Below are 17,454 nucleotides of genomic sequence, written 5' to 3' on the forward strand. Positions count from 1 at the left end.
TGATTCCGCGCGGACGCTAACCGGGAAAACCTGTTTCCGAAAGCGTGAAAGCGGGATTTTTCCCATTGCCTGCAAACTGGGCAGGTCTTCTCTTATTCAGGAAGTGTTGAATTCGTGTCACTTTACGTCGCCCCATCGGCTGAGGTAAACGCGAGTTGTTGTTTCAAATCCTGCGCGAAACCTCTATGTGAGACCAATTGCGCCACCAAGGGTGCAAAGGCTGTATTGATTGAAGGCCCGGATACCGCTGGGCAATTTACGGAGTAACGAAGACAGTGCCAAGTTACATTCGTCTGAAGCACCTGATCATATTCGGCATCCTGACGGTCCTATCGGCATGCGCGACGCAGCCTCAGGACGCAGCGGCGCGGGGTGAGATTTTTGACCCCTATGAAGGGACCAACCGGGGCATTCACAAGTTCAATCTGGGTGTGGACCGATTCCTGTTCCGACCGGCCTCGAAAGGCTATGTGAAGATCGTACCAGATCCGATGGTTACCAGTTTCAATCACTTTGCCGAAAACCTGACGATGCCCGGGCAGGCGCTGGACTATCTGCTGCAAGGCAATCTGAAACAGTCCGGCAATGCGCTGCTGCGCTTTCTGATCAACTCGACCGTGGGCGGCTTTGGCCTGTCAGCCCCGGCGGATGAGCTGAACCTGCCGCCTGTTGATACTGATTTCGGCGAAACCCTGCATGTCTGGGGCGTGGGCGAAGGTGCTTATGTGGAACTGCCCTTCTACGGCCCGTCCACCGCGCGCGATGCGGTCGGCGTTGTGGTCAACCTGTTCTCGAATCCGATCAACTTTAGCCCGACCCGCCCGGTCGACAATATTGGTGTCTATGCCGAGGTCGTGCGGCGGATGGGAGATCGCGGTCGGTTCTCGGATACAGTTGATTCGATTCTGTACGAAAGTGCAGACAGTTACGCGCAAGCGCGCACGATCTACCTGCAAAATCGCCGCTTTGAACTGGCAAGGGATGATGAAGACGCCTATCTGGGTCTGTATGACGATCCCTACGCCACCACCGGGACCGACCCTGTCAGAGACCCCTATCTTGACCCGTACGAGGACCCCTATGCCGAATAACCTGTTGAACCGACGCCGTTTTGTGGCCACCGCCCTGACCGGGATGACAGTTGCCGCATTGCCTCTGCCCGCGTTCGCGCTGACCGAAGCGCAGGCCAAACAGCTGGTCAACAGCGTTGTGGCCGATATCACGCGTATCATTGACTCGGGTAAATCCGAAAATGCCATGCTGCGTGATTTTCAAAAGATCTTTGTGCAATACGGTGATGTGCCGATCATGGCCCGCTATGCGCTGGGGGCGGATGCACGCACAGCCTCATCCGCACAGCTGCGTCAGTTCACCAAAGCGTTCGAAGGCTATATTTCGCGCAAATATGGTCGCCGGTTCCGCGAGTTCATCGGCGGTGAGGTCACCGTGCGTAACGCGCGCAAGATCAAGACCGGATACGAGGTCAGAACCTCGGTCAAATTGCGCGGCTCATCCCCGTTCGAAGTGACATTCCTGGTGTCCGACAAATCGGGTCGTGGAAAGTTCTACAACATGTTCATCGAAGGTGTGAATTTGTTGCTGACCGAGCGCACAGAGATTGGCGCAATGCTGGATGCGCGCGGCGGCGACCTGAATCGCCTGATCAAGGATCTGAAAAAGACTGGCTGATCAGAGGTATTATCCTACGCCGGCCACCGCTCGACCCGTTCGCGCGGTGGCTTTTTTGTTCAGGTTGCAGGCTTGCGCGCGATCTGGCTGACATAAGACATGTAGCCAAAAAACGTGTTTGCAGACACACGCGCCCGGGCCTCGGATTTCAGCGCCTGTGCCGTTTCAGGCGCCAACAACCCGGTCTCGGCCATTCGATCCGCACCACGGTCGATAACGGTCAGAAAGTAAGTCGCCTCTCCTTCGGCTACATAACCGTGTCCCCGGCGACGGCCCAACTCAAAACCTGCTTGAGAGAGTGCACCGCCAATCTGGCGCATGATCCAGAGGTTTGTGACGTTCTGATTGATCATGAACCGAATGAGTTGATCCAGAGGATCAAAATCGGCAATCCGCGCTGTGGCGGTATCGTAGTCCCCATCGCAAATCGCGAATATCCCGCCCGGTTTCAGTATCCGAAAGGCCTCGGAAACCACATCCTCGGGGCCGGGTACATGGCACAACAGTGTATGCGCCAGAACAAGGTCTGCTGAGCTATCTTCAAGCCTGGTTGCCTTTGCATCGCCGGTTTCAAAAACAAGATTGCTCTCGCTGGCGAAGCTGTTTCTCGCACGTTCGACCATAACCGGTGAGGGCTCAATGCCGAGCGCGCGCTCCACCCCGCCAACTGACAGCAGCTCTTGCGTGATGTGCCCGGTGCCTGAACCCAGCTCAACCGCGAACCCGCCCTCAGGGACAATCAGATCACTTAGATAGCTATCCCTGATCTCTTTCTGCGCCGGCTCCAGACACCGCGCTTCCATAGCTTCGGCGATACGCTCTTGGACCGAGATATCCTGCCCGGCCAGATCGGAGTACGGATCGGACATAGCGCGCCTCCCTTCGCTACGTCCCAAGATAGCATATTTCAAATTAACCGGCCAAAACCGACTGTGATTGGTATGGCCCACCCCGGGTTGGTGCGGGCCAACGGTCCCTTAGTTCAGCCGTTCACCCGTTTCCTTGGCAAAGTAGGACACCTTGCTCATGTCGAACGCCAGGTTCAGCAATTGACCGGCCTGCGCGCTGGTTTCAGCATGCAGCCGCGCCGTGACCTGCTTGCCACCCAATTCCGACACCACATAGGTATCTGCCCCTGCGGGTTCGACCATATCGACCATGCAGGCGGCTTCCTGCACGCCTGCGCCAGCGCGGAACCCCGCCTCGGCGATATCTTCAGGGCGTAGACCAAGGATGACATCCTGAGGCAGAGACAAGTCGCGTGCATCGTTCAGAACCAGCGTTTCACCGGATTCGCGCGCGATCGAGATTTGCGTTCCCGAGCCATTGTTCGATGCCTGTGCCGGGATCAGGTTCATCGCAGGTGAGCCCATGAAATCCGCCACAAACAGATTGGCCGGGTTGTTGTAGATCTCGGCCGGAGTACCGATCTGCTGCACGACCCCGCCTTTCAGGACCACGATCTTGGTGGCCAGCGTCATCGCTTCGATCTGGTCGTGGGTAACATAAACAATGGAGGCGTCCAGTGTCTGGTGCAGCTTCTTGATCTCGGTCCGCATCTCGACCCGCAGCTTGGCGTCAAGGTTCGACAGCGGTTCATCGAACAGGAACAGCTTGGGGTCGCGCACCAACGCCCGGCCCATCGCGACCCGCTGACGCTGACCACCCGACAGTTGGCTGGGGCGGCGGTTCAGCAATGGTTCGATCTGCAGCAAGGAGGCGACGTCTTTCAGCTTGGCTTCCTGCGTGGCCTGATCGACCCCGCGCACTTTCATGCCGAAGGTGATGTTCTTGGCCACCGACATGGTCGGGTACAAAGCGTAAGACTGGAACACCATCGCGATGTCGCGATCCTTGGGGCTGACATGGGTCATATCGTTGCCGCCGATGGACAATGTGCCACCGGTGATCTCTTCCAGTCCCGCAATGCAGTTCAGCAGCGTAGACTTACCGCAGCCCGAGGGGCCGACAAGCACCAGGAAATCGCCCGGTTCAATCGAGATGTTGATGTCTTTCAGAATCTCGGTCGCGCCGTAATTCTTGTAGAGTTTGTTGATATCAAGGATGGGAGCCATGGGTCTTATCCCTTCACTGAGCCAGCGGTCAGGCCGCGGATGAAATACTTACCGGCAACGACATAGACGAGCAGCGTCGGCAGCCCCGCGATGATCGCGGCGGCCATGTCGACGTTGTATTCTTTGACGCCGGTGGTGGAGTTTACGATGTTGTTGAGCGCAACGGTCACGGGCTGCGTTCCCGCCTGGCTGAACGACACGCCGAACAGGAAGTCGTTCCAGATCTGCGTGAACTGCCAGATCACGGTCACCACGATGATCGGCAGCGACAGCGGCAGGAAGATCGACCAGAAAATTCGCAGGAAGCCTGCACCGTCGACACGAGCGGCCTTGGTCAGCTCGGCCGGAATGGTGACATAGTAGTTGCGGAAGAACAGCGTGGTGAAGCCCAGCCCGTAGATCACATGGACAAAGATCAGGCCCGGAATGGTTCCGGCAATCCCCATCATACCCAGCAGACGTGCCATTGGCAGCAGAACAACTTGGAACGGGATGAAGCAACCGAATAGCATCAGCGAGAAGATGATATTGGCCCCTTTGAACCGCCATTGCGCCACGACATAACCGTTCAGCGCACCCAACAGGGTCGACAAAAATACCGCAGGCACCGCGATCAGGACCGAGTTCCAGAAATAGGGCCGCAAACCTTCACACTGGATACCAGTACAAGCGCCGGACCATGCGGTTTTCCAGGCGTCGAAGCTGACCTCTCGCGGCAGCGAAATCAGGCTGCCGGTGCGGATTTCCTCAAGGCTTTTCAATGAAGTCGTCAACATCACGAAGAGCGGCATCAGGTAATACAGTGCAAACAGGCCAAGCAGGATATAAAGCAACCAACGCAGGGCAATCTTGCCCGTAGCGCTTTGGGTGCGGGTTTGTGTTTGGGGCATCGACAGATCAGTCATTTTTCGCCCTCAGCTCTGAGTAAAGATAGGGAACCACGATGGCAAAGACGACCAGCATCATGATCATCGCGGACGAGGCCGCTTGACCAATATCGCCGCGCGAAAAGGCCATGGCGTACATGTAAGTAGCGGGCAGATCGGTTGCGTAGCCCGGACCGCCACCAGTCAGGGCGATGACAAGGTCGAAGCTTTTGATTGCGAGGTGCGCCAGCACGATGAAAGCAGACAGGAAAATCGGGGCCATCGAAGGGATGATGATCGCCGTATAGATGCGCCACGTGGGGATACCATCGACCTGTGCGGCCTTGATGATCTCGCCATCGACCGAACGCAAACCGGCCAAAAACAACGCCATGACGAAGCCGGAACTCTGCCAGATCGCGGCGATCACGATAGTGTAGATCGCATAGTCAGGGTTCACCAGCCAGTCGAATTCGAAATTCGGAAAGCCCCAGCCCTGCACCATGGATTCGATGCCCAGGCCCGGGTTCAAAATCCACTTCCACGCCGTACCGGTCACGATCATCGACAACGCCATCGGGTACAAGTAGATCGTCCGGATCGCGCCTTCCACGCGGATCTTCTGATCCAGCAGGATGGCCAGCAACAGGCCTAGTACCATCGCGATCACGATGAACAGCGCGCCAAAGATATACAGGTTGTTGATCGCCGTATCCCAGCGGGGTGAGTCGAACAGGCGTTCGTACTGAATGAAGCCTTTGATCTCGTATTTCGGCAGTAGTTTCGATCGGGTTAGCGACACCCATGCGGTCCATCCGATAAATCCGTAGACAAAGATCAATACGGCGATGAACGACGGTGCCAGCACCACCTTGGGCAGGTGGTTTTCCAGCCATTCGGACATTTTAGCCTCCGGGGAAAGATGCTCTGCCCCTCACTATAGGGGGCAGAGCGTATTGGATCAGTAGCTGTTTGCTACCGCGTCCGCCAGTTGCTGAACCGCGTCAGCCGAGGACATATCCGAGTTGAAATGTGCGGTCACAACATCCGTAATCGCACCGGCCTGCGACCCGCGCAGCGCCATGCCATGGGCATAAGACGGCAGCAGCGAACCGCCTGCCGAGGTCGAACCCATATCTTCGGCCGAGATTTGCGCGCAGATGTCGAACGCATCCAGCGCCACATCAGTCCGCGCAGGGATCGAGCCCTTGTTCAGGTTGAACACTTCCTGGAATTTCGGCGCGACGATCAGCTTGGCCAGCAATTCCTGACCAGCGCGGTTGTCATCACCTTCCACTTCGAACATGGCAAAGCTGTCGACGTTGTACAGATATCCGTCGCCGGGGGTCGAGGCACACAGGAAGTCTTCGCCGGGCTTCTTACCAGCCGCCAGGAATTCGCCCTTGGCCCAGTCACCCATGATTTGGAAGGCTGCTTCGCCATTCATAACCATAGCGGTGGCAAGGTTCCAATCGCGGCCTGAGAAGTTTTCGTCCACATAACCGCGCAGGGTGCGCATCTGGTCAAAGACCTGCACCATGGTGTCCGAGGTCAGCGCCTCGGGGTCGAGATCGACAAAGGCTTTCTGGTAGAACTCGGGGCCACCCAGACCCAGCGCAACCGCTTCGAACACTGTGGCGTCTTGCCATGCCTGGCCACCATGGGCCAAAGGGATCACTCCGGCAGCCTGCAGTTTTTCGGCAGCGGCGTTGAACTCTTCCCATGTTGTGGGCATTTCAATGTCGTTGGCGGCCAGAACGTCAGCATTGGCCCAAATCCAGTCGATGCGGTGCACGTTCACAGGTGCTGCGCACCACGTACCTTCGCACATCATGTGGCCTGCAATCGATGCTGGCAGGACATCGGCCCAGCCTTCGGCTTCTGCCACGGATGAAATGTCAGCCAAAACGCCTTCTTCATACCATTCCTGAATGGCAGGTCCTTTCAGCTGAACAGCAGTCGGCGCGTTACCGGCAAGAACCCGGGCCCGCAGCGCAGTCATGGCCGCATCGCCGCCGCCACCTGCGACCGGCATATCGGTCCATGTGCCGCCGTTCGAGGCGAACTCTTCCTGCAGAACCGCGACCGATTTCGCCTCACCACCGGACGTCCACCAGTGCAGAACTTCGGCCTTTGGTTCAGCCACAACAGCCGACCCGGCCACTACGGCCAAGGTCGACACGGTGGCAAATGCAAAACGCTTCATTTTTTGTTCTCCTCCCTGAGAATTCGGTGCCACCCCAAGGGCGGCCATAGGTGATATAGCGCTAACGGATTGCCGCATGGCAACGCAGAATGCGATGCAATATCCTGACAAGGTGGAAATTTTCACCGCTTTTGTTACCCCGTGTTACGTTAACCTTGAATCCGTTTCCATTCGTTACAATTGGCGGCGACGGAGAACCCTGAGGAGGAGAAACAGAGTGGGCATTCCCCGGCTCCTGGTGGTGGACGACGATTCGGAGATGCGGTCGATGATGACCCAGTTCTTTCAGCAGAACGGGTATATTGCTCTGCCTGCCAGTTCCGAAAGTGAAATACGCACGCATCTAACCTCGGGGCGGATCGACCTGATCCTGTTGGACGTGATGCTGGGCGATGAAAACGGCGTCGAGATCTGTGCCCGGTTGCGGGCCGAACAGGATGTACCGATCATTCTGGTCTCGGCCCTGTCGGCGGATCATCAGCGCATGGCAGGATATGAGGTTGGAGCAGACGATTACATCGCCAAACCATTCAACCCGCAACTGTTGCTGGCCCGCGTCCGTGCGGTGATGCAACGCGCCCGACGCACGCCTTCGCTGGCATACCGCCGCCGCACGCGCACCTTTCACTTCGACGGCTGGGTCTTTGACGGCAAACGGGACGAGGTGCATTCGCCCGAAGGCTATCTGGTTTCCCTGTCCCAACGGGAGACCGCCCTGCTGAAGGTTTTGCTGGCGAACCCGCATATTCCGCTGACCCGTGATGAGATCGCCGCCGCACTGGATGTAACCGGTGAGGCCGACAAGCCCGAGGCGCAAGGCCGTGCCATAGATATGCTGGTGGGGCGGTTGCGGTCGAAAATCGAGGCCAACCCGAAAGACCCCCAGATGCTGCGCACCGAGCGCGGTGTTGGCTATCTGTTTACCGCTGACGTTATGGTGGATGAGGACGCATGACCCTGCGCCTGCGCAGTTTTGGGTGGCTCTGGACCCTGTCCGCCTTTGTCGCGGGGCTGGTGGCTGCCGGGATGTGGTTCACCTCGGCACAGGCTTGGAACCGGTATCAGACCGCAGCATTTGTTGCTGGTTTCACCATATACGAAGATTTGCGAACGGGGATGGCGCCGCCACCCGGCCTATTGATCAACCCATTGCCAACCGAGGCAGCCGCGCTTGCTGACAGGGGAGCGTTCCAGCAAATGCCCGGCTTTGCAGATCGCCGCTTTGTCACCAATCTTTCGATTCTGACCGACAGTTCAGCCCCCCTGAGTGGCCGCGAATTGACGCTTGCGGTGTTATCGGATCGACTGGTCTATCCGGTTTCAGACATCGTATCCGGCAGCGATCAGACCGGCCCCGAGAAGATGGGGAACCTGACCCGTCTGTTGGCCACATATTGCAGCGAACCTATCCTGATCGCACAATTCGGGCGCGGGGTCTGGCAGCAAGTCGACGGCACCGAAATCTGGGGCTGTAAGGCTGCGCCGGTTGATCTGCGTTTGCCCGCAATATTGCTGGGCATTGTGTCCTTGGCGGTGCTTCTGACCTCGGTCGGGAATGTTTCTGACAGTTTCGCACGCTTTGCTCAGGCACTTGGTGACCGCCGACGTCGCGGCGGGCCGCAAAGCTATGACGCGGACGGGCCTGAAGAGCTGCGCGATATCGTGACTGCGGTGAATGATCACCTCGATGCCGAACGAGCGCAGCTTGAGAAACGCGCCATTGTACTGTCGGGTGTCAGCCACGATCTGGGGACCCCTGCAACCCGCGTCCGGCTGCGTGCGGCGCTGATTCCCGATGGCGAGTTGCGCGAAAAGCTCGAGGCCGACGTGGACCAGATGACCGGCATGATAGAAAGCGTGCTTACTTACACGCGATCGGAACTCAGCGTCGAGGAACCGCGCCAGATATCGTTGACCTCGCTGGTTGAATCGCTTGTGGCCGATTATCAGGATATGGACCGGCCTGTGTCGTTGAAAGCCGTTGATCCCGTTGCCGTCGAAAGCGCGCCGTCTGTTTTCATGTCACGCCGTGGGCATGCGTCGCTGCCGGAAACGCGGCGCATCCTGGTGACGGGTCAACCGATCGCATTGAAACGAGCGTTGTCCAATCTGATCGACAATGCCCTGAAATACGGTCGTCACGCCGAGGTTGAACTGGAAACTGATGCTCAGACCGCCACGATCATCGTCGAAGACAAGGGCACCGACCTATCGGTCGCGGATATCGAGGCGCTGTTGGCACCGTTCCAGCGCGGATCAAACATCGGATCTTCGGACGGGTTCGGATTGGGCCTGACAATTGTCAGCACCGTTGCCGAACAACATGGCGGAACGCTGAGTTTCGAGGCCGGAGATCAGGGGCTGCGCGCCCGACTACAGATCACACGGCGATAGTCATGGCGCATAGCTGCGCACCAAGGCGCTGGCGATCAAGGCCCAGCCATCTGCGATGACGAAAAACGCCAATTTGAACGGCAGCGAGACCGTAGCCGGGGGCACCATCATCATTCCCATCGACATCAAAACCGCTGCGACAACGAGATCGATTATCAGGAAAGGCAGGAAAATCAGGAACCCGATCTGAAAGGCCCGCGCGATTTCCGACAACATGAAGGACGGCATCAGCACGGATAACGGGGCTTCGGGCGATAGTTGGATCGCAGCACCATCCGGGCGCAGGTCTGCCATGGCCTGAAACGTGTCTGCATCAATACGCGCTGCCATAAAACTGCGAAACGGCACCAGCGCGCGTTCCAGCGCAGGCTCTACGTCAAGCGTTTCCTCGACCATCGGCTGAATCCCTGTCTCCCACGCCTCGGTAAAAACCGGCTCCATGACGAAATAGGTCAGAAACAGCGCCAAACTGACGATCAACATGTTTGGTGGTGACTGCTGCAAGCCGATTCCTTGCCGCAGGATCGCCAAAACCGTGATCAAAAACGGGAAACAGGTGATCATGATCGCCAGTCCCGGTGCCAGGCTGAGCACCGTGATCAGCAAAATCAACTGGATGGTCCGGGCCGAGATCGACCCGCCCTCGCCCAGGGACAGCGACAGTTCTTGCGCCGCGCCACCGGAGGGTATGACCAGCAAAAATGCCAGCCAAAACAGGTGGCGCATCATCCGATCCCGTTCTGCAGATCCGAGATTTCGGTCAGCCGTACCGCCAGTTGCCCGGACTGATCGCCCTCCATCTCTTCCAACAGACCGCGCGCGACCAATTGATCCCCGACATAGAGGTCAACCGGATCCTCGATCCGCTTGTCCAGTGTCAGTACAGCATTTTCACCCATGCTCAACAGGTCACGGATCAAAGGCCGCGCACGCCCGACCGAGACGGTGACTTCGATCGGAACAGTCTCGAACGGGTTGGGTTTTTCGGGTTTCGGTGGTTGAGGATCACTCATTTGACAAAGCCTCTTTTGCTTCAAACAGATATGCGTCGAACGCTGCAGCAATGGATGAGAGCAAGGCAGCGCAGTCCACCTCGCGTTGGGCGATCCCCACCTGCAATCGCGCCTGTCCCGGCTGGAGCGAGACATCCTCGATAACCTGGGGACGCGGCGAGATATCCTGCGGCAGCATCGCCTCGACCTGATCCGAAGTGCCCGCCGGAACAGTCAGCTGCAGTGGCTGGCCGACCTGCTCACGCGCCATGTCGCAAAGCTGCTCGGTCAATCGCTTCGCAAAGCCATGCTCGATCGTCTCAGGCAGAATAGTCTGAACAAGGCTGTGGAACATCGGTTCCAGCGACAGGGTCATGCGGGTCAATGCTTCTTGATAGGTAAAGGACAGGTCGGATAACGTCGCCGACAGATCGGAGCTTAGCTGTGTGCCAGTCTGTTCCTGCGCCTGAACCGCATCTTCCCAGCCCGCCCCATAGCCTTGTTCAAATGCAGTAAGCCGCTGTTCTTCCAGTGCGTCTTCATCCAGTAGATGTACGGCCACCCCAGCCGCAGGGGCGGTGAAGTCTTCAAGAAGATGAGCGATCGACATCACACCTTCTCCTCGCCTTCTTCAAGCCAGCTGCGCAGGATCTCTACCGTCTCTTCCTGCTTGTCGCCGATCATGGCGCGCAAACGGTCGACAGGATCTTCACCTCGCGCAGCGGCAATCGCCGGAACATTCGGCTGCGCCGCATCCGCGAGCGGTGCAAAGTCCGGCGCATCTGCGGTCGCAATTTCCCCGGTCAGGGAAGGCGCTGGGGCGACCTCGACCGGTGCACCTGCTGGCAGCAGCGCCGATGCCGCAGATTTCGTCAGAATTGGCCGTATGACAAACAGACCCAAAACAAGGGAAACCAGCGCCAAAACCACCATCTGGATTAGCGACATAGCGTCGATGTGCATGTTCTGCCAGATCGACCCGGACACCAACTCGCCCTGGGGTTCAACCATGGGCAAGTCGAGCGATTTCAGTGTGATGACGTCGCCGCGTTCAGCATCAAACCCGACCGCAGAAGCCACAAGCTCTTGCAGTGCATCAAGCTCGGGCTGCGGCATGGGTTCAAAAATCTCGACGCCATCTGTACCTGCCGCTCGAACACCATTGACCAGCACCGCGACAGTCAGACGTTTGATCGCACCTGGCGCGCGATGAACTTCCAACTCGGTCTCTGACACCTCATAATTCACCCGTTCGCGGGTCTGAGTGGCATTCGAATTGGATTCATCGCCTCCTGCCCCGTCGCCATCCGGCAGATTCGACGCCACTGTCACATCCGCCGACTGATTACGCGCACTGTCCGACCGTTCTTCAACATCCGTGCTGATCGCAACACGGCCTTTGGGGTCAAAGCGACGTTCCCGGATAGACTCGGTTTCGGTCACCGTATCTACGCTGACCTCAACCACCGCGTTGCCGGCCCCGACCCGGGCTTCGACCAGGCGCAGAACTTTCTCACGCAATTGGCGCGCCTTATCATCTGCAGTATCGGCTGCCACCGCCGTGTCCTGCGCGCCAATCACAGCCCCGTTCGAATCAATCACAGTGACGTTTTCCGGTGCCAGCCCGCTAACCGCCGACGCCACTAAAAACCGGATCGCCTTTGCCTGATCTCCGTTAATCGGTGCACCCGACGGGACCAGATAAACCGAAGCGGTTGGTGCTATGCTGCGCTGAAACGGGTTGGAGGAGCTGTTGGCGATGTGCACCCGGGCCTTGCTGACATGCGGGCCGCCCACAATCGTGCGCGCCAGCTCTCCTTCTTTTGCGCGCCAATAGGCGGCATCAAACATCTGCGACGTAGTGCCAAAGCCGCTGAGCGAATCCAGCAGTTCGTAACCGCGATTGCCGTTCGCAGGCAGGCCCTCGCTGGCCAAAGTCATCCGCAACTCATCCCGCTGAACGCCGGGGACGTAGATCGAGCCACCCCTTATTTCATAGGTCACACCACGCTGGTCCAGCGCCCGCACGATTTCCCCTGCCGCACCGCTTTCGAGCCCCGCATAAAGCAGCGTCATCGACGGCGCTGTCACAATCCGTGACATCGCAAGCACACCCAGAAACACCAGTGCCACGGCACCGGCCACGATAATTTGTTTGCGCCTGTCCAAACTTGCCCAGACAGTTCCGATCTGCTGCACGCTTACCTCCGACTCACCGACATTCTGTGCGGCTCTGCCCTTGTTTGGACGATTGCCCTTAACAATCGGTTAGTCCCTGAGGGGTTATGACGGTTGCCGAACAGATTCATGAGGACGGCATGACCGACGCAACTGCAGATGAGGCGGAAGCCCCTAAAAAATCAGGGAAAAAAGGCTTTCTGCTTGGGCTGATTCTGGCTATCGCGGGCGGTGTTGGTGGCTATTTCATAACTGCATCCGGCCTGCTTCCCATAGGTGGGTCCGAGATGGTGAAAGAGGCCAAAAAGAAAGGCGAAGACGCTTCCGTAAAGGCACTTCCCGATGTGAAATTTGTCGATCTTCCGCCGGTGATCATCTCGGTCAAGTCAGATGATTCGCGACATTTGAAATTTCACGCGCAGCTTGAAGTGAACGCGGGCTACGCCGCCGAGGTTGAAAAGATGCAGCCGCGAATCATGGACGTTCTGAACAGCTACTTGCGCGCCCTTGAGTTAACCGATCTGGAAGATTCTCTGGCTTTGATGAGGATCCGCGGACACCTGCTACGACGCATTGGGATCGTCGTGGGCGAAGGCCGCGTGCGTGACGTTCTGGTCATGGAATTTGTACTGAATTAGGAGGCGATGGTGGAGTTGATTGCCGATATTCTGCTGGTTGCGGGCGCTCTTGGGGCTGGTCTGTATTGTTTCGTTCTGTCGCGACGCCTGAAGCGGTTTACCGATCTTGAGAAGGGTGTGGGTGGCGCCGTTTCCGTGCTGTCCTCGCAAGCAGAAGAGTTGCGAAAATCGCTGGATAGCGCGCGCCAGGCTTCGGATGATTCCGGCACCGCGTTGCAGACGCTGACCGAACGGGCGGAAACCGTCGCACAACGGTTGGAGCTTATGATGGCCTCGATGCACGATGTCGTTCAGGAAGAGCCCTCTGAGCCGGACGTTCCCATGGATCAGCCAGATGACGCACCTGCTGAGGACAGGTCTGAGCAGCCCGGCGAAGCACAAGAAACTGCATCCGATCCGTCTGGTGAACCAACTGAGGTCTCGACTGAGCCATCGGACACGCCACCAGAGCCGCCCGCAAAGAAACCAGAAGGCCTGATGTTTTTTCGGCACGCTGCTCCATCTGGCGGAGCAGCGAAATGAGTCGCAACCGGGCAAAAGCGCCTGATCGCCGAGCGCGCGGCGGTGTTCTGACCTTCATTTCCTTGCTGATGGTCGGCTCTGCGATTATTCGCATCGGGCTTGAGGCCGGGCCTGCACTTGCCCGCAGCGCAGAACCAAACATGGCCTCGCCGGTCGGTGGTGAACGCAAAGAGGCGAATGCGGCAGATCTACAATTGCTGCTTACGGAACTATTGCGCCGTGAAAAGACTCTAAATCAGCGTGAAAGCACGATTTTGGACCAGGAACGGGCGCTCGACATTGCCGATCAGGCCATCGAAACCCGGCTCACCATGCTGGAGGACGCCGAGAACGCTCTCCGTGAAACGGTGGCGATTGCCGAAAAGGCCGCCGAAAACGATCTGACACAACTGACTGACGTGTATCAGAGCATGAAGCCCAAAGATGCCGCCGCGTTGTTCGAAACGATGGACGCGGTATTCGCCGCTGGCTTCCTGTCTCGAATGCCACCTGAAGCTGCCGCTGAAGTTATGGCCGGTCTCAGCCCCGAGGCTGCTTACACCATCAGCGTGATCATGGCCGGGCGCAATGCACGTGCCCCACAGGAATGACCCTCATGGCCATATCTATCTGCACCCTCAACGCTGGAGACCTTTCATGATCGGGCTCATCGGAATTGCCGTCATCTTTGTCATGGTATTCGGCGGCTACCTTGCCGCAGGCGGCAAGATGGCCATCATTATGAAATCACTGCCCTTCGAGATGATGATGATCGGAGGGGCCGCAGTCGGCGCATTTCTGATCAGCAATGATATCGGCGGCGTAAAACACACTGCCAAGGATATCGCGAAAGTTTTTAAAGGACCCAAATGGAAGCCCGAGGATTATCGCGATCTGTTGTGCTTGTTATTCTCTCTGATCCGGATCGCACGCGCGAACCCGGTCGAGGTAGAGCAGCACATTGAAGAGCCAGGAAGCTCATCGCTATTTTCCGCATATCCCAAGATTCAAGCCGACAAAGAAGCGGTGGACCTGATCTGTGACACCATGCGCTCGGCGGCGATGAACTATGACGACCCGCACCAGGTTGAGGAGGTGCTGGAAAAGCGGATGGAGGCGAACTTCCACCATGCCATGCATTCAAGCCACGCGCTGCAAACCGTTGCTGACGGGTTGCCCGCCTTGGGGATCGTGGCCGCCGTTCTGGGTGTGATCAAGACGATGGGATCAATCGACCAACCACCGGAAGTTCTGGGTAAGCTGATCGGCGGCGCGTTGGTTGGGACGTTTCTGGGGGTTTTTCTGGCTTATGGATTGGTGGGTCCTTTCGCGGGCAAGCTGAAATCTGTTGTTGAAGAAGACAACCACTTTTACCTACTCATCAAAGAGGTTCTGGTGGCTAATCTTCACAACCACAACGCGGCCATGTGTATAGAGGTCGGCCGCCAGAACACACCGACCCACAACCGGCCCGGTTTCTCGGAACTTGAAGACGCGCTTAAGGAACTCAAGCAGGCTGCAGCATGATCCGCGCATTGTCTTTGGTCTTGCTCGCATGGGGCACAAGCGCGTCAGCACAGGCTTTGACCGTGCGATCGGGCGAGCATGAGGGATACACGCGACTGGTGGTACAGGTCCCCTCTGGCACCGGTTGGATGTTGGATCCGGTCGAGAACGGCGCGCGGCTGAGCATTGGCATCGATAATGCGACATTCAACACTGCAGCTGTCTTCGACCGCCTGTCGGGGAACCGTCTGCAATCGCTTCAACAGGCCGGGCCAGGTGCAGCGTTGGAGATGACATTTGGGTGCGACTGCGTGGCAACGGCATTTCTGCATCGCCAAACTATGGTGGTCATAGATATCGCACCCGACCAGGGTACACCTGCAAATGACCCGGTAGAGCCAGAGGCGCTTCCCAGGACTGCAAGTATCCCGGCCCCAAAACCCTTACCTACTGATATTCCAGCCACCGAACTGGCCTTGCCTTTGCTGCAATTAAATCAACGAAATTTTGAGGAGCAGTTGGCATCACGTATATTGCAAAGCGCTGATCGAGAGGTTGTTGATCTTGAACTGGCAGGTGTCGGAAGCAGGGAATCGTCCAGTTTTGGGTCGCTGCGATCTTCGGAAAAGCTGGTACCAAATCTGCGACTGTCTTCGGTGCTCGATGAGGTTTCGGGGCTAGGCAATCTGGCAGTTCCTCAGATTGATAGCAAACCGGAATGTATCACGGACAGCGAACTGGGTTTTGGGACATGGTCGGGCGCTCGATCATTTTCCGAGGATGTGGCCGAATTGCGGGTCGGGCTATTTCAGGAATTCGATCGTGTCGACCAGGCGCATGCAATGGATTTGGCGAAGCTCTATACGTATTTCGGGTTCGGTGTAGAAGCGCACCAAGCCCTGTCTTTGTTGTCGGAGACCTCGGTTGAGCAGCGCAGAGTAGCGGCCATCGCATCAGTGATGGACGGGTTGCCTGCGCCGACGCCGAACCCTTTGGAAGGACAGCAAAGATGTGATGGTGCCGCCGCACTCTGGGCGCTTTTGAGTAAGGGTAAACTTCAATCCGATGCGCATGTGAAGGCGATCGAACGCAGTTTTGGTCGGCTGCCGTGGCATCTCAGGCAACATCTCGGCCCGGATATCGCCGAGATGTTTGTCTCGGCAGGCCGACTTGAAGTATCGCGCCGGATCTTGCGTGCGGTCGAACGGGTCTTAGAGGACGAACCCGCTGATGTAACCTTTGCCCAAGCCAAAATCGCGGATGCTGCAGGGGATACCGATACCGCAGAAACGCTGTTGACCGAGGTCATATCGGCGCCCGATGCCGCGACCGATGCGCCGTTGGCACTTGCGCGGTTGATCGAAAAGCGGTGGTCGGACCGGGGTACGGTCTCGCCCCGCGACCTCGATTTAGCTGCAAGTTATGCGCGCGAGCTTCGGAAGTCCGATCTTGGCCCGATGTTGGCGCGTGCACACGCTTTGGCGATGGCTTTGTCGCAGGATTTTACCGGAGCTCTTGCCAGTTTTGAGGATGTCTCGGATTCCGACGAATGGCAGAGGACACGAGATCAGGTATTCCAATTGCTGGCGGAGCGGGCGGACGACATTACTTTCCTGCGCCATGTGATGGAATTGAAGGACAAGCGACGCAACGCGCTGGCGGTCGAAACTGCCGTGTCCATGGCAGAGCGATTGGCTGACCTTGGGTTTTCAGCGCAGGCTTACGCGCTGGCAAACCGACCGCAAGATCGGGAACGCAGCCGTGATCGTGCTCGGCTTCGGGCAAAGGCGGCTCTGTTGGGCAACCGTCCCCGTCAGGCGCTGCTGGAAATCGCGGACGATTCCTCGGACACCGCGCAAGAGTTGCGCGCCCAGGCCATGATGCAAACACAGGATTTCGATGCCGCCGCGCGCGCATTGCAGGCAGGCGGGAAGCACGAGATGGCCGATCGATACAACTGGTTGGCGGGCTCCGGCGGTGCGGATGAAGAGAGGTCAAACACCTTCACCGATTTGTCCCGCATCCGAACGTCCCTGATCAAGCCCGTTGCGCGGCAGCCGGACAAGCCGTTGTCGGACGCCGCAATGCTAATACAGGACAGCACCATCGCACGCGCGCAGATCATTGAAATGCTTGAGACAGTGCGCGCAATTGACCCGAACTGAACCTTGGAAGTCTGTTCTTGCAGGGACAGGTGTAACTGATTTGGCCTGTAGGCTGATAGACGCCAAAATCAGCCTCTAACAAAGGTATTGAATTCATTTGGACTTCCTATGCGTTAATCCATGATGCCCATGGGACAGTGGCGGTAAACTCAGTGAACGTGTCGAAGATCTACAGCTGGCTCAATGATCATTCAGGACCACCGCACGCGTTCAAGTGTGCTGGTTCTTGGACAACTCTATCTGA

Annotated in this window: 18 protein-coding genes; 9 read left to right on the forward strand and 9 right to left on the reverse strand. The window is 57.6% G+C overall.

Features of this window, described 5'->3' with window-relative positions; genetic code table 11:
- The first annotated feature begins 275 nt into the window (after nucleotides 1–275).
- Both ACR0AH_RS09215 and ACR0AH_RS09220 read left to right on the forward strand, forming a co-directional pair.
- Nucleotides 276–1,091, forward strand: a complete 816-nt coding sequence (locus tag ACR0AH_RS09215) for an MlaA family lipoprotein (RefSeq protein ID WP_170408533.1) — start codon at nucleotides 276–278, stop codon at nucleotides 1,089–1,091.
- Nucleotides 1,081–1,689 carry an MlaC/ttg2D family ABC transporter substrate-binding protein gene (locus tag ACR0AH_RS09220; protein ID WP_170408534.1) on the forward strand — a complete coding sequence of 203 codons (609 nt, stop codon included), beginning with the start codon at nucleotides 1,081–1,083 and terminating at the stop codon, nucleotides 1,687–1,689. The genes ACR0AH_RS09215 and ACR0AH_RS09220 overlap by 11 nt, the downstream gene beginning before the upstream one ends.
- A 59-nt stretch (nucleotides 1,690–1,748) precedes the next feature.
- Here ACR0AH_RS09220 and ACR0AH_RS09225 read toward each other — a convergent pair whose 3' ends face one another.
- The 5 genes from ACR0AH_RS09225 to ACR0AH_RS09245 form a co-directional block, all read right to left on the reverse strand.
- Nucleotides 1,749–2,558: a methyltransferase domain-containing protein gene (locus tag ACR0AH_RS09225; RefSeq protein WP_480591555.1), complete on the reverse strand. Its 810-nt coding sequence runs from the start codon at nucleotides 2,556–2,558 to the stop codon at nucleotides 1,749–1,751.
- Between the two features lie 108 nt (nucleotides 2,559–2,666).
- Nucleotides 2,667–3,764 (reverse strand): ABC transporter ATP-binding protein, encoded by a 1,098-nt coding sequence (locus ACR0AH_RS09230; RefSeq protein ID WP_170408536.1) that lies wholly within the window; start codon nucleotides 3,762–3,764, stop codon nucleotides 2,667–2,669.
- A gap of 5 nt (nucleotides 3,765–3,769) precedes the next feature.
- Nucleotides 3,770–4,669, reverse strand: coding sequence for a carbohydrate ABC transporter permease (locus ACR0AH_RS09235; RefSeq protein WP_480591558.1), 900 nt, complete (start codon nucleotides 4,667–4,669; stop codon nucleotides 3,770–3,772).
- Nucleotides 4,662–5,534: a carbohydrate ABC transporter permease gene (locus ACR0AH_RS09240; protein WP_039543053.1), complete on the reverse strand. Its 873-nt coding sequence runs from the start codon at nucleotides 5,532–5,534 to the stop codon at nucleotides 4,662–4,664. The genes ACR0AH_RS09235 and ACR0AH_RS09240 overlap by 8 nt, the downstream gene beginning before the upstream one ends.
- Before the next feature lie 57 nt (nucleotides 5,535–5,591).
- Nucleotides 5,592–6,836, reverse strand: coding sequence for an ABC transporter substrate-binding protein (locus tag ACR0AH_RS09245; protein ID WP_170514081.1), 1,245 nt, complete (start codon nucleotides 6,834–6,836; stop codon nucleotides 5,592–5,594).
- A 217-nt stretch (nucleotides 6,837–7,053) separates the two neighbouring features.
- Here ACR0AH_RS09245 and ACR0AH_RS09250 point away from each other — a divergent pair, with 217 nt between their 5' ends.
- Both ACR0AH_RS09250 and ACR0AH_RS09255 read left to right on the forward strand, forming a co-directional pair.
- Entirely contained in the window at nucleotides 7,054–7,791 is a 738-nt protein-coding gene (locus ACR0AH_RS09250) for a response regulator transcription factor (RefSeq protein ID WP_170408540.1), read from the forward strand.
- Entirely contained in the window at nucleotides 7,788–9,230 is a 1,443-nt protein-coding gene (locus ACR0AH_RS09255) for a sensor histidine kinase (RefSeq protein WP_170636571.1), read from the forward strand. The genes ACR0AH_RS09250 and ACR0AH_RS09255 overlap by 4 nt, the downstream gene beginning before the upstream one ends.
- On the opposite strand, the gene fliP is transcribed toward ACR0AH_RS09255, so the two are convergent.
- Genes fliP through fliF form a run of 4 tightly spaced genes read right to left on the reverse strand, consistent with a single transcriptional unit; the run spans nucleotide 9,231 to nucleotide 12,421 of the window.
- Nucleotides 9,231–9,959 (reverse strand): flagellar type III secretion system pore protein FliP, encoded by a 729-nt coding sequence (gene fliP / locus ACR0AH_RS09260; protein ID WP_223117223.1) that lies wholly within the window; start codon nucleotides 9,957–9,959, stop codon nucleotides 9,231–9,233.
- Nucleotides 9,956–10,243 carry a FliM/FliN family flagellar motor switch protein gene (locus ACR0AH_RS09265; RefSeq protein WP_170394848.1) on the reverse strand — a complete coding sequence of 96 codons (288 nt, stop codon included), beginning with the start codon at nucleotides 10,241–10,243 and terminating at the stop codon, nucleotides 9,956–9,958. Before ACR0AH_RS09265 ends, fliP begins: the two co-directional genes overlap by 4 nt.
- A complete protein-coding gene (locus ACR0AH_RS09270) occupies nucleotides 10,236–10,832 on the reverse strand; it encodes an ABC transporter ATP-binding protein (RefSeq protein WP_480591561.1) in 597 nt (198 codons plus the stop codon). The genes ACR0AH_RS09265 and ACR0AH_RS09270 overlap by 8 nt, the downstream gene beginning before the upstream one ends.
- Nucleotides 10,832–12,421, reverse strand: coding sequence for a flagellar basal-body MS-ring/collar protein FliF (fliF, locus tag ACR0AH_RS09275; RefSeq protein ID WP_480591564.1), 1,590 nt, complete (start codon nucleotides 12,419–12,421; stop codon nucleotides 10,832–10,834). Before fliF ends, ACR0AH_RS09270 begins: the two co-directional genes overlap by 1 nt.
- A gap of 119 nt (nucleotides 12,422–12,540) precedes the next feature.
- Between fliF and ACR0AH_RS09280 the strand changes: the two genes are divergently transcribed.
- From ACR0AH_RS09280 to ACR0AH_RS09300, 5 genes are read left to right on the forward strand one after another with little or no spacing between them, the layout of a single operon-like run.
- Nucleotides 12,541–13,038 carry a flagellar basal body-associated FliL family protein gene (locus ACR0AH_RS09280; protein ID WP_480591566.1) on the forward strand — a complete coding sequence of 166 codons (498 nt, stop codon included), beginning with the start codon at nucleotides 12,541–12,543 and terminating at the stop codon, nucleotides 13,036–13,038.
- A 9-nt stretch (nucleotides 13,039–13,047) separates the two neighbouring features.
- The gene (locus ACR0AH_RS09285; protein WP_480591569.1) at nucleotides 13,048–13,560 is read left to right on the forward strand and encodes a hypothetical protein; all 513 of its coding nucleotides are present in this window, start codon (nucleotides 13,048–13,050) and stop codon (nucleotides 13,558–13,560) included.
- The gene (locus ACR0AH_RS09290) at nucleotides 13,557–14,150 is read left to right on the forward strand and encodes a MotE family protein (protein WP_480591572.1); all 594 of its coding nucleotides are present in this window, start codon (nucleotides 13,557–13,559) and stop codon (nucleotides 14,148–14,150) included. The genes ACR0AH_RS09285 and ACR0AH_RS09290 overlap by 4 nt, the downstream gene beginning before the upstream one ends.
- A gap of 46 nt (nucleotides 14,151–14,196) precedes the next feature.
- Nucleotides 14,197–15,066, forward strand: coding sequence for a flagellar motor stator protein MotA (gene motA / locus ACR0AH_RS09295; RefSeq protein WP_480591575.1), 870 nt, complete (start codon nucleotides 14,197–14,199; stop codon nucleotides 15,064–15,066).
- A complete protein-coding gene (locus tag ACR0AH_RS09300) occupies nucleotides 15,063–17,210 on the forward strand; it encodes a tetratricopeptide repeat protein (protein WP_480591578.1) in 2,148 nt (715 codons plus the stop codon). Before motA ends, ACR0AH_RS09300 begins: the two co-directional genes overlap by 4 nt.
- The last annotated feature ends 244 nt before the right edge of the window (nucleotides 17,211–17,454 follow it).

It is taken from the genome of Ruegeria sp. AM5 (assembly GCF_056540645.1).

What these genes read in the sequence shown, in the direction of transcription:
- ACR0AH_RS09220 (WP_170408534.1), top strand. Translation starts at nt 1,081, where the DNA reads ATGCCGAATAACCTGTTGAACCGACGCCGTTTTGTGGCCACCGCCCTG.
- ACR0AH_RS09225 (WP_480591555.1), bottom strand. Translation starts at nt 2,558, where the DNA reads ATGTCCGATCCGTACTCCGATCTGGCCGGGCAGGATATCTCGGTCCAA.
- ACR0AH_RS09230 (WP_170408536.1), bottom strand. Translation starts at nt 3,764, where the DNA reads ATGGCTCCCATCCTTGATATCAACAAACTCTACAAGAATTACGGCGCG.
- ACR0AH_RS09235 (WP_480591558.1), bottom strand. Translation starts at nt 4,669, where the DNA reads ATGACTGATCTGTCGATGCCCCAAACACAAACCCGCACCCAAAGCGCT.
- ACR0AH_RS09240 (WP_039543053.1), bottom strand. Translation starts at nt 5,534, where the DNA reads ATGTCCGAATGGCTGGAAAACCACCTGCCCAAGGTGGTGCTGGCACCG.
- ACR0AH_RS09245 (WP_170514081.1), bottom strand. Translation starts at nt 6,836, where the DNA reads ATGAAGCGTTTTGCATTTGCCACCGTGTCGACCTTGGCCGTAGTGGCC.
- ACR0AH_RS09255 (WP_170636571.1), top strand. Translation starts at nt 7,788, where the DNA reads ATGACCCTGCGCCTGCGCAGTTTTGGGTGGCTCTGGACCCTGTCCGCC.
- fliP (WP_223117223.1), bottom strand. Translation starts at nt 9,959, where the DNA reads ATGATGCGCCACCTGTTTTGGCTGGCATTTTTGCTGGTCATACCCTCC.
- ACR0AH_RS09265 (WP_170394848.1), bottom strand. Translation starts at nt 10,243, where the DNA reads ATGAGTGATCCTCAACCACCGAAACCCGAAAAACCCAACCCGTTCGAG.
- ACR0AH_RS09270 (WP_480591561.1), bottom strand. Translation starts at nt 10,832, where the DNA reads ATGTCGATCGCTCATCTTCTTGAAGACTTCACCGCCCCTGCGGCTGGG.
- ACR0AH_RS09280 (WP_480591566.1), top strand. Translation starts at nt 12,541, where the DNA reads ATGACCGACGCAACTGCAGATGAGGCGGAAGCCCCTAAAAAATCAGGG.
- ACR0AH_RS09290 (WP_480591572.1), top strand. Translation starts at nt 13,557, where the DNA reads ATGAGTCGCAACCGGGCAAAAGCGCCTGATCGCCGAGCGCGCGGCGGT.
- motA (WP_480591575.1), top strand. Translation starts at nt 14,197, where the DNA reads ATGATCGGGCTCATCGGAATTGCCGTCATCTTTGTCATGGTATTCGGC.
- ACR0AH_RS09300 (WP_480591578.1), top strand. Translation starts at nt 15,063, where the DNA reads ATGATCCGCGCATTGTCTTTGGTCTTGCTCGCATGGGGCACAAGCGCG.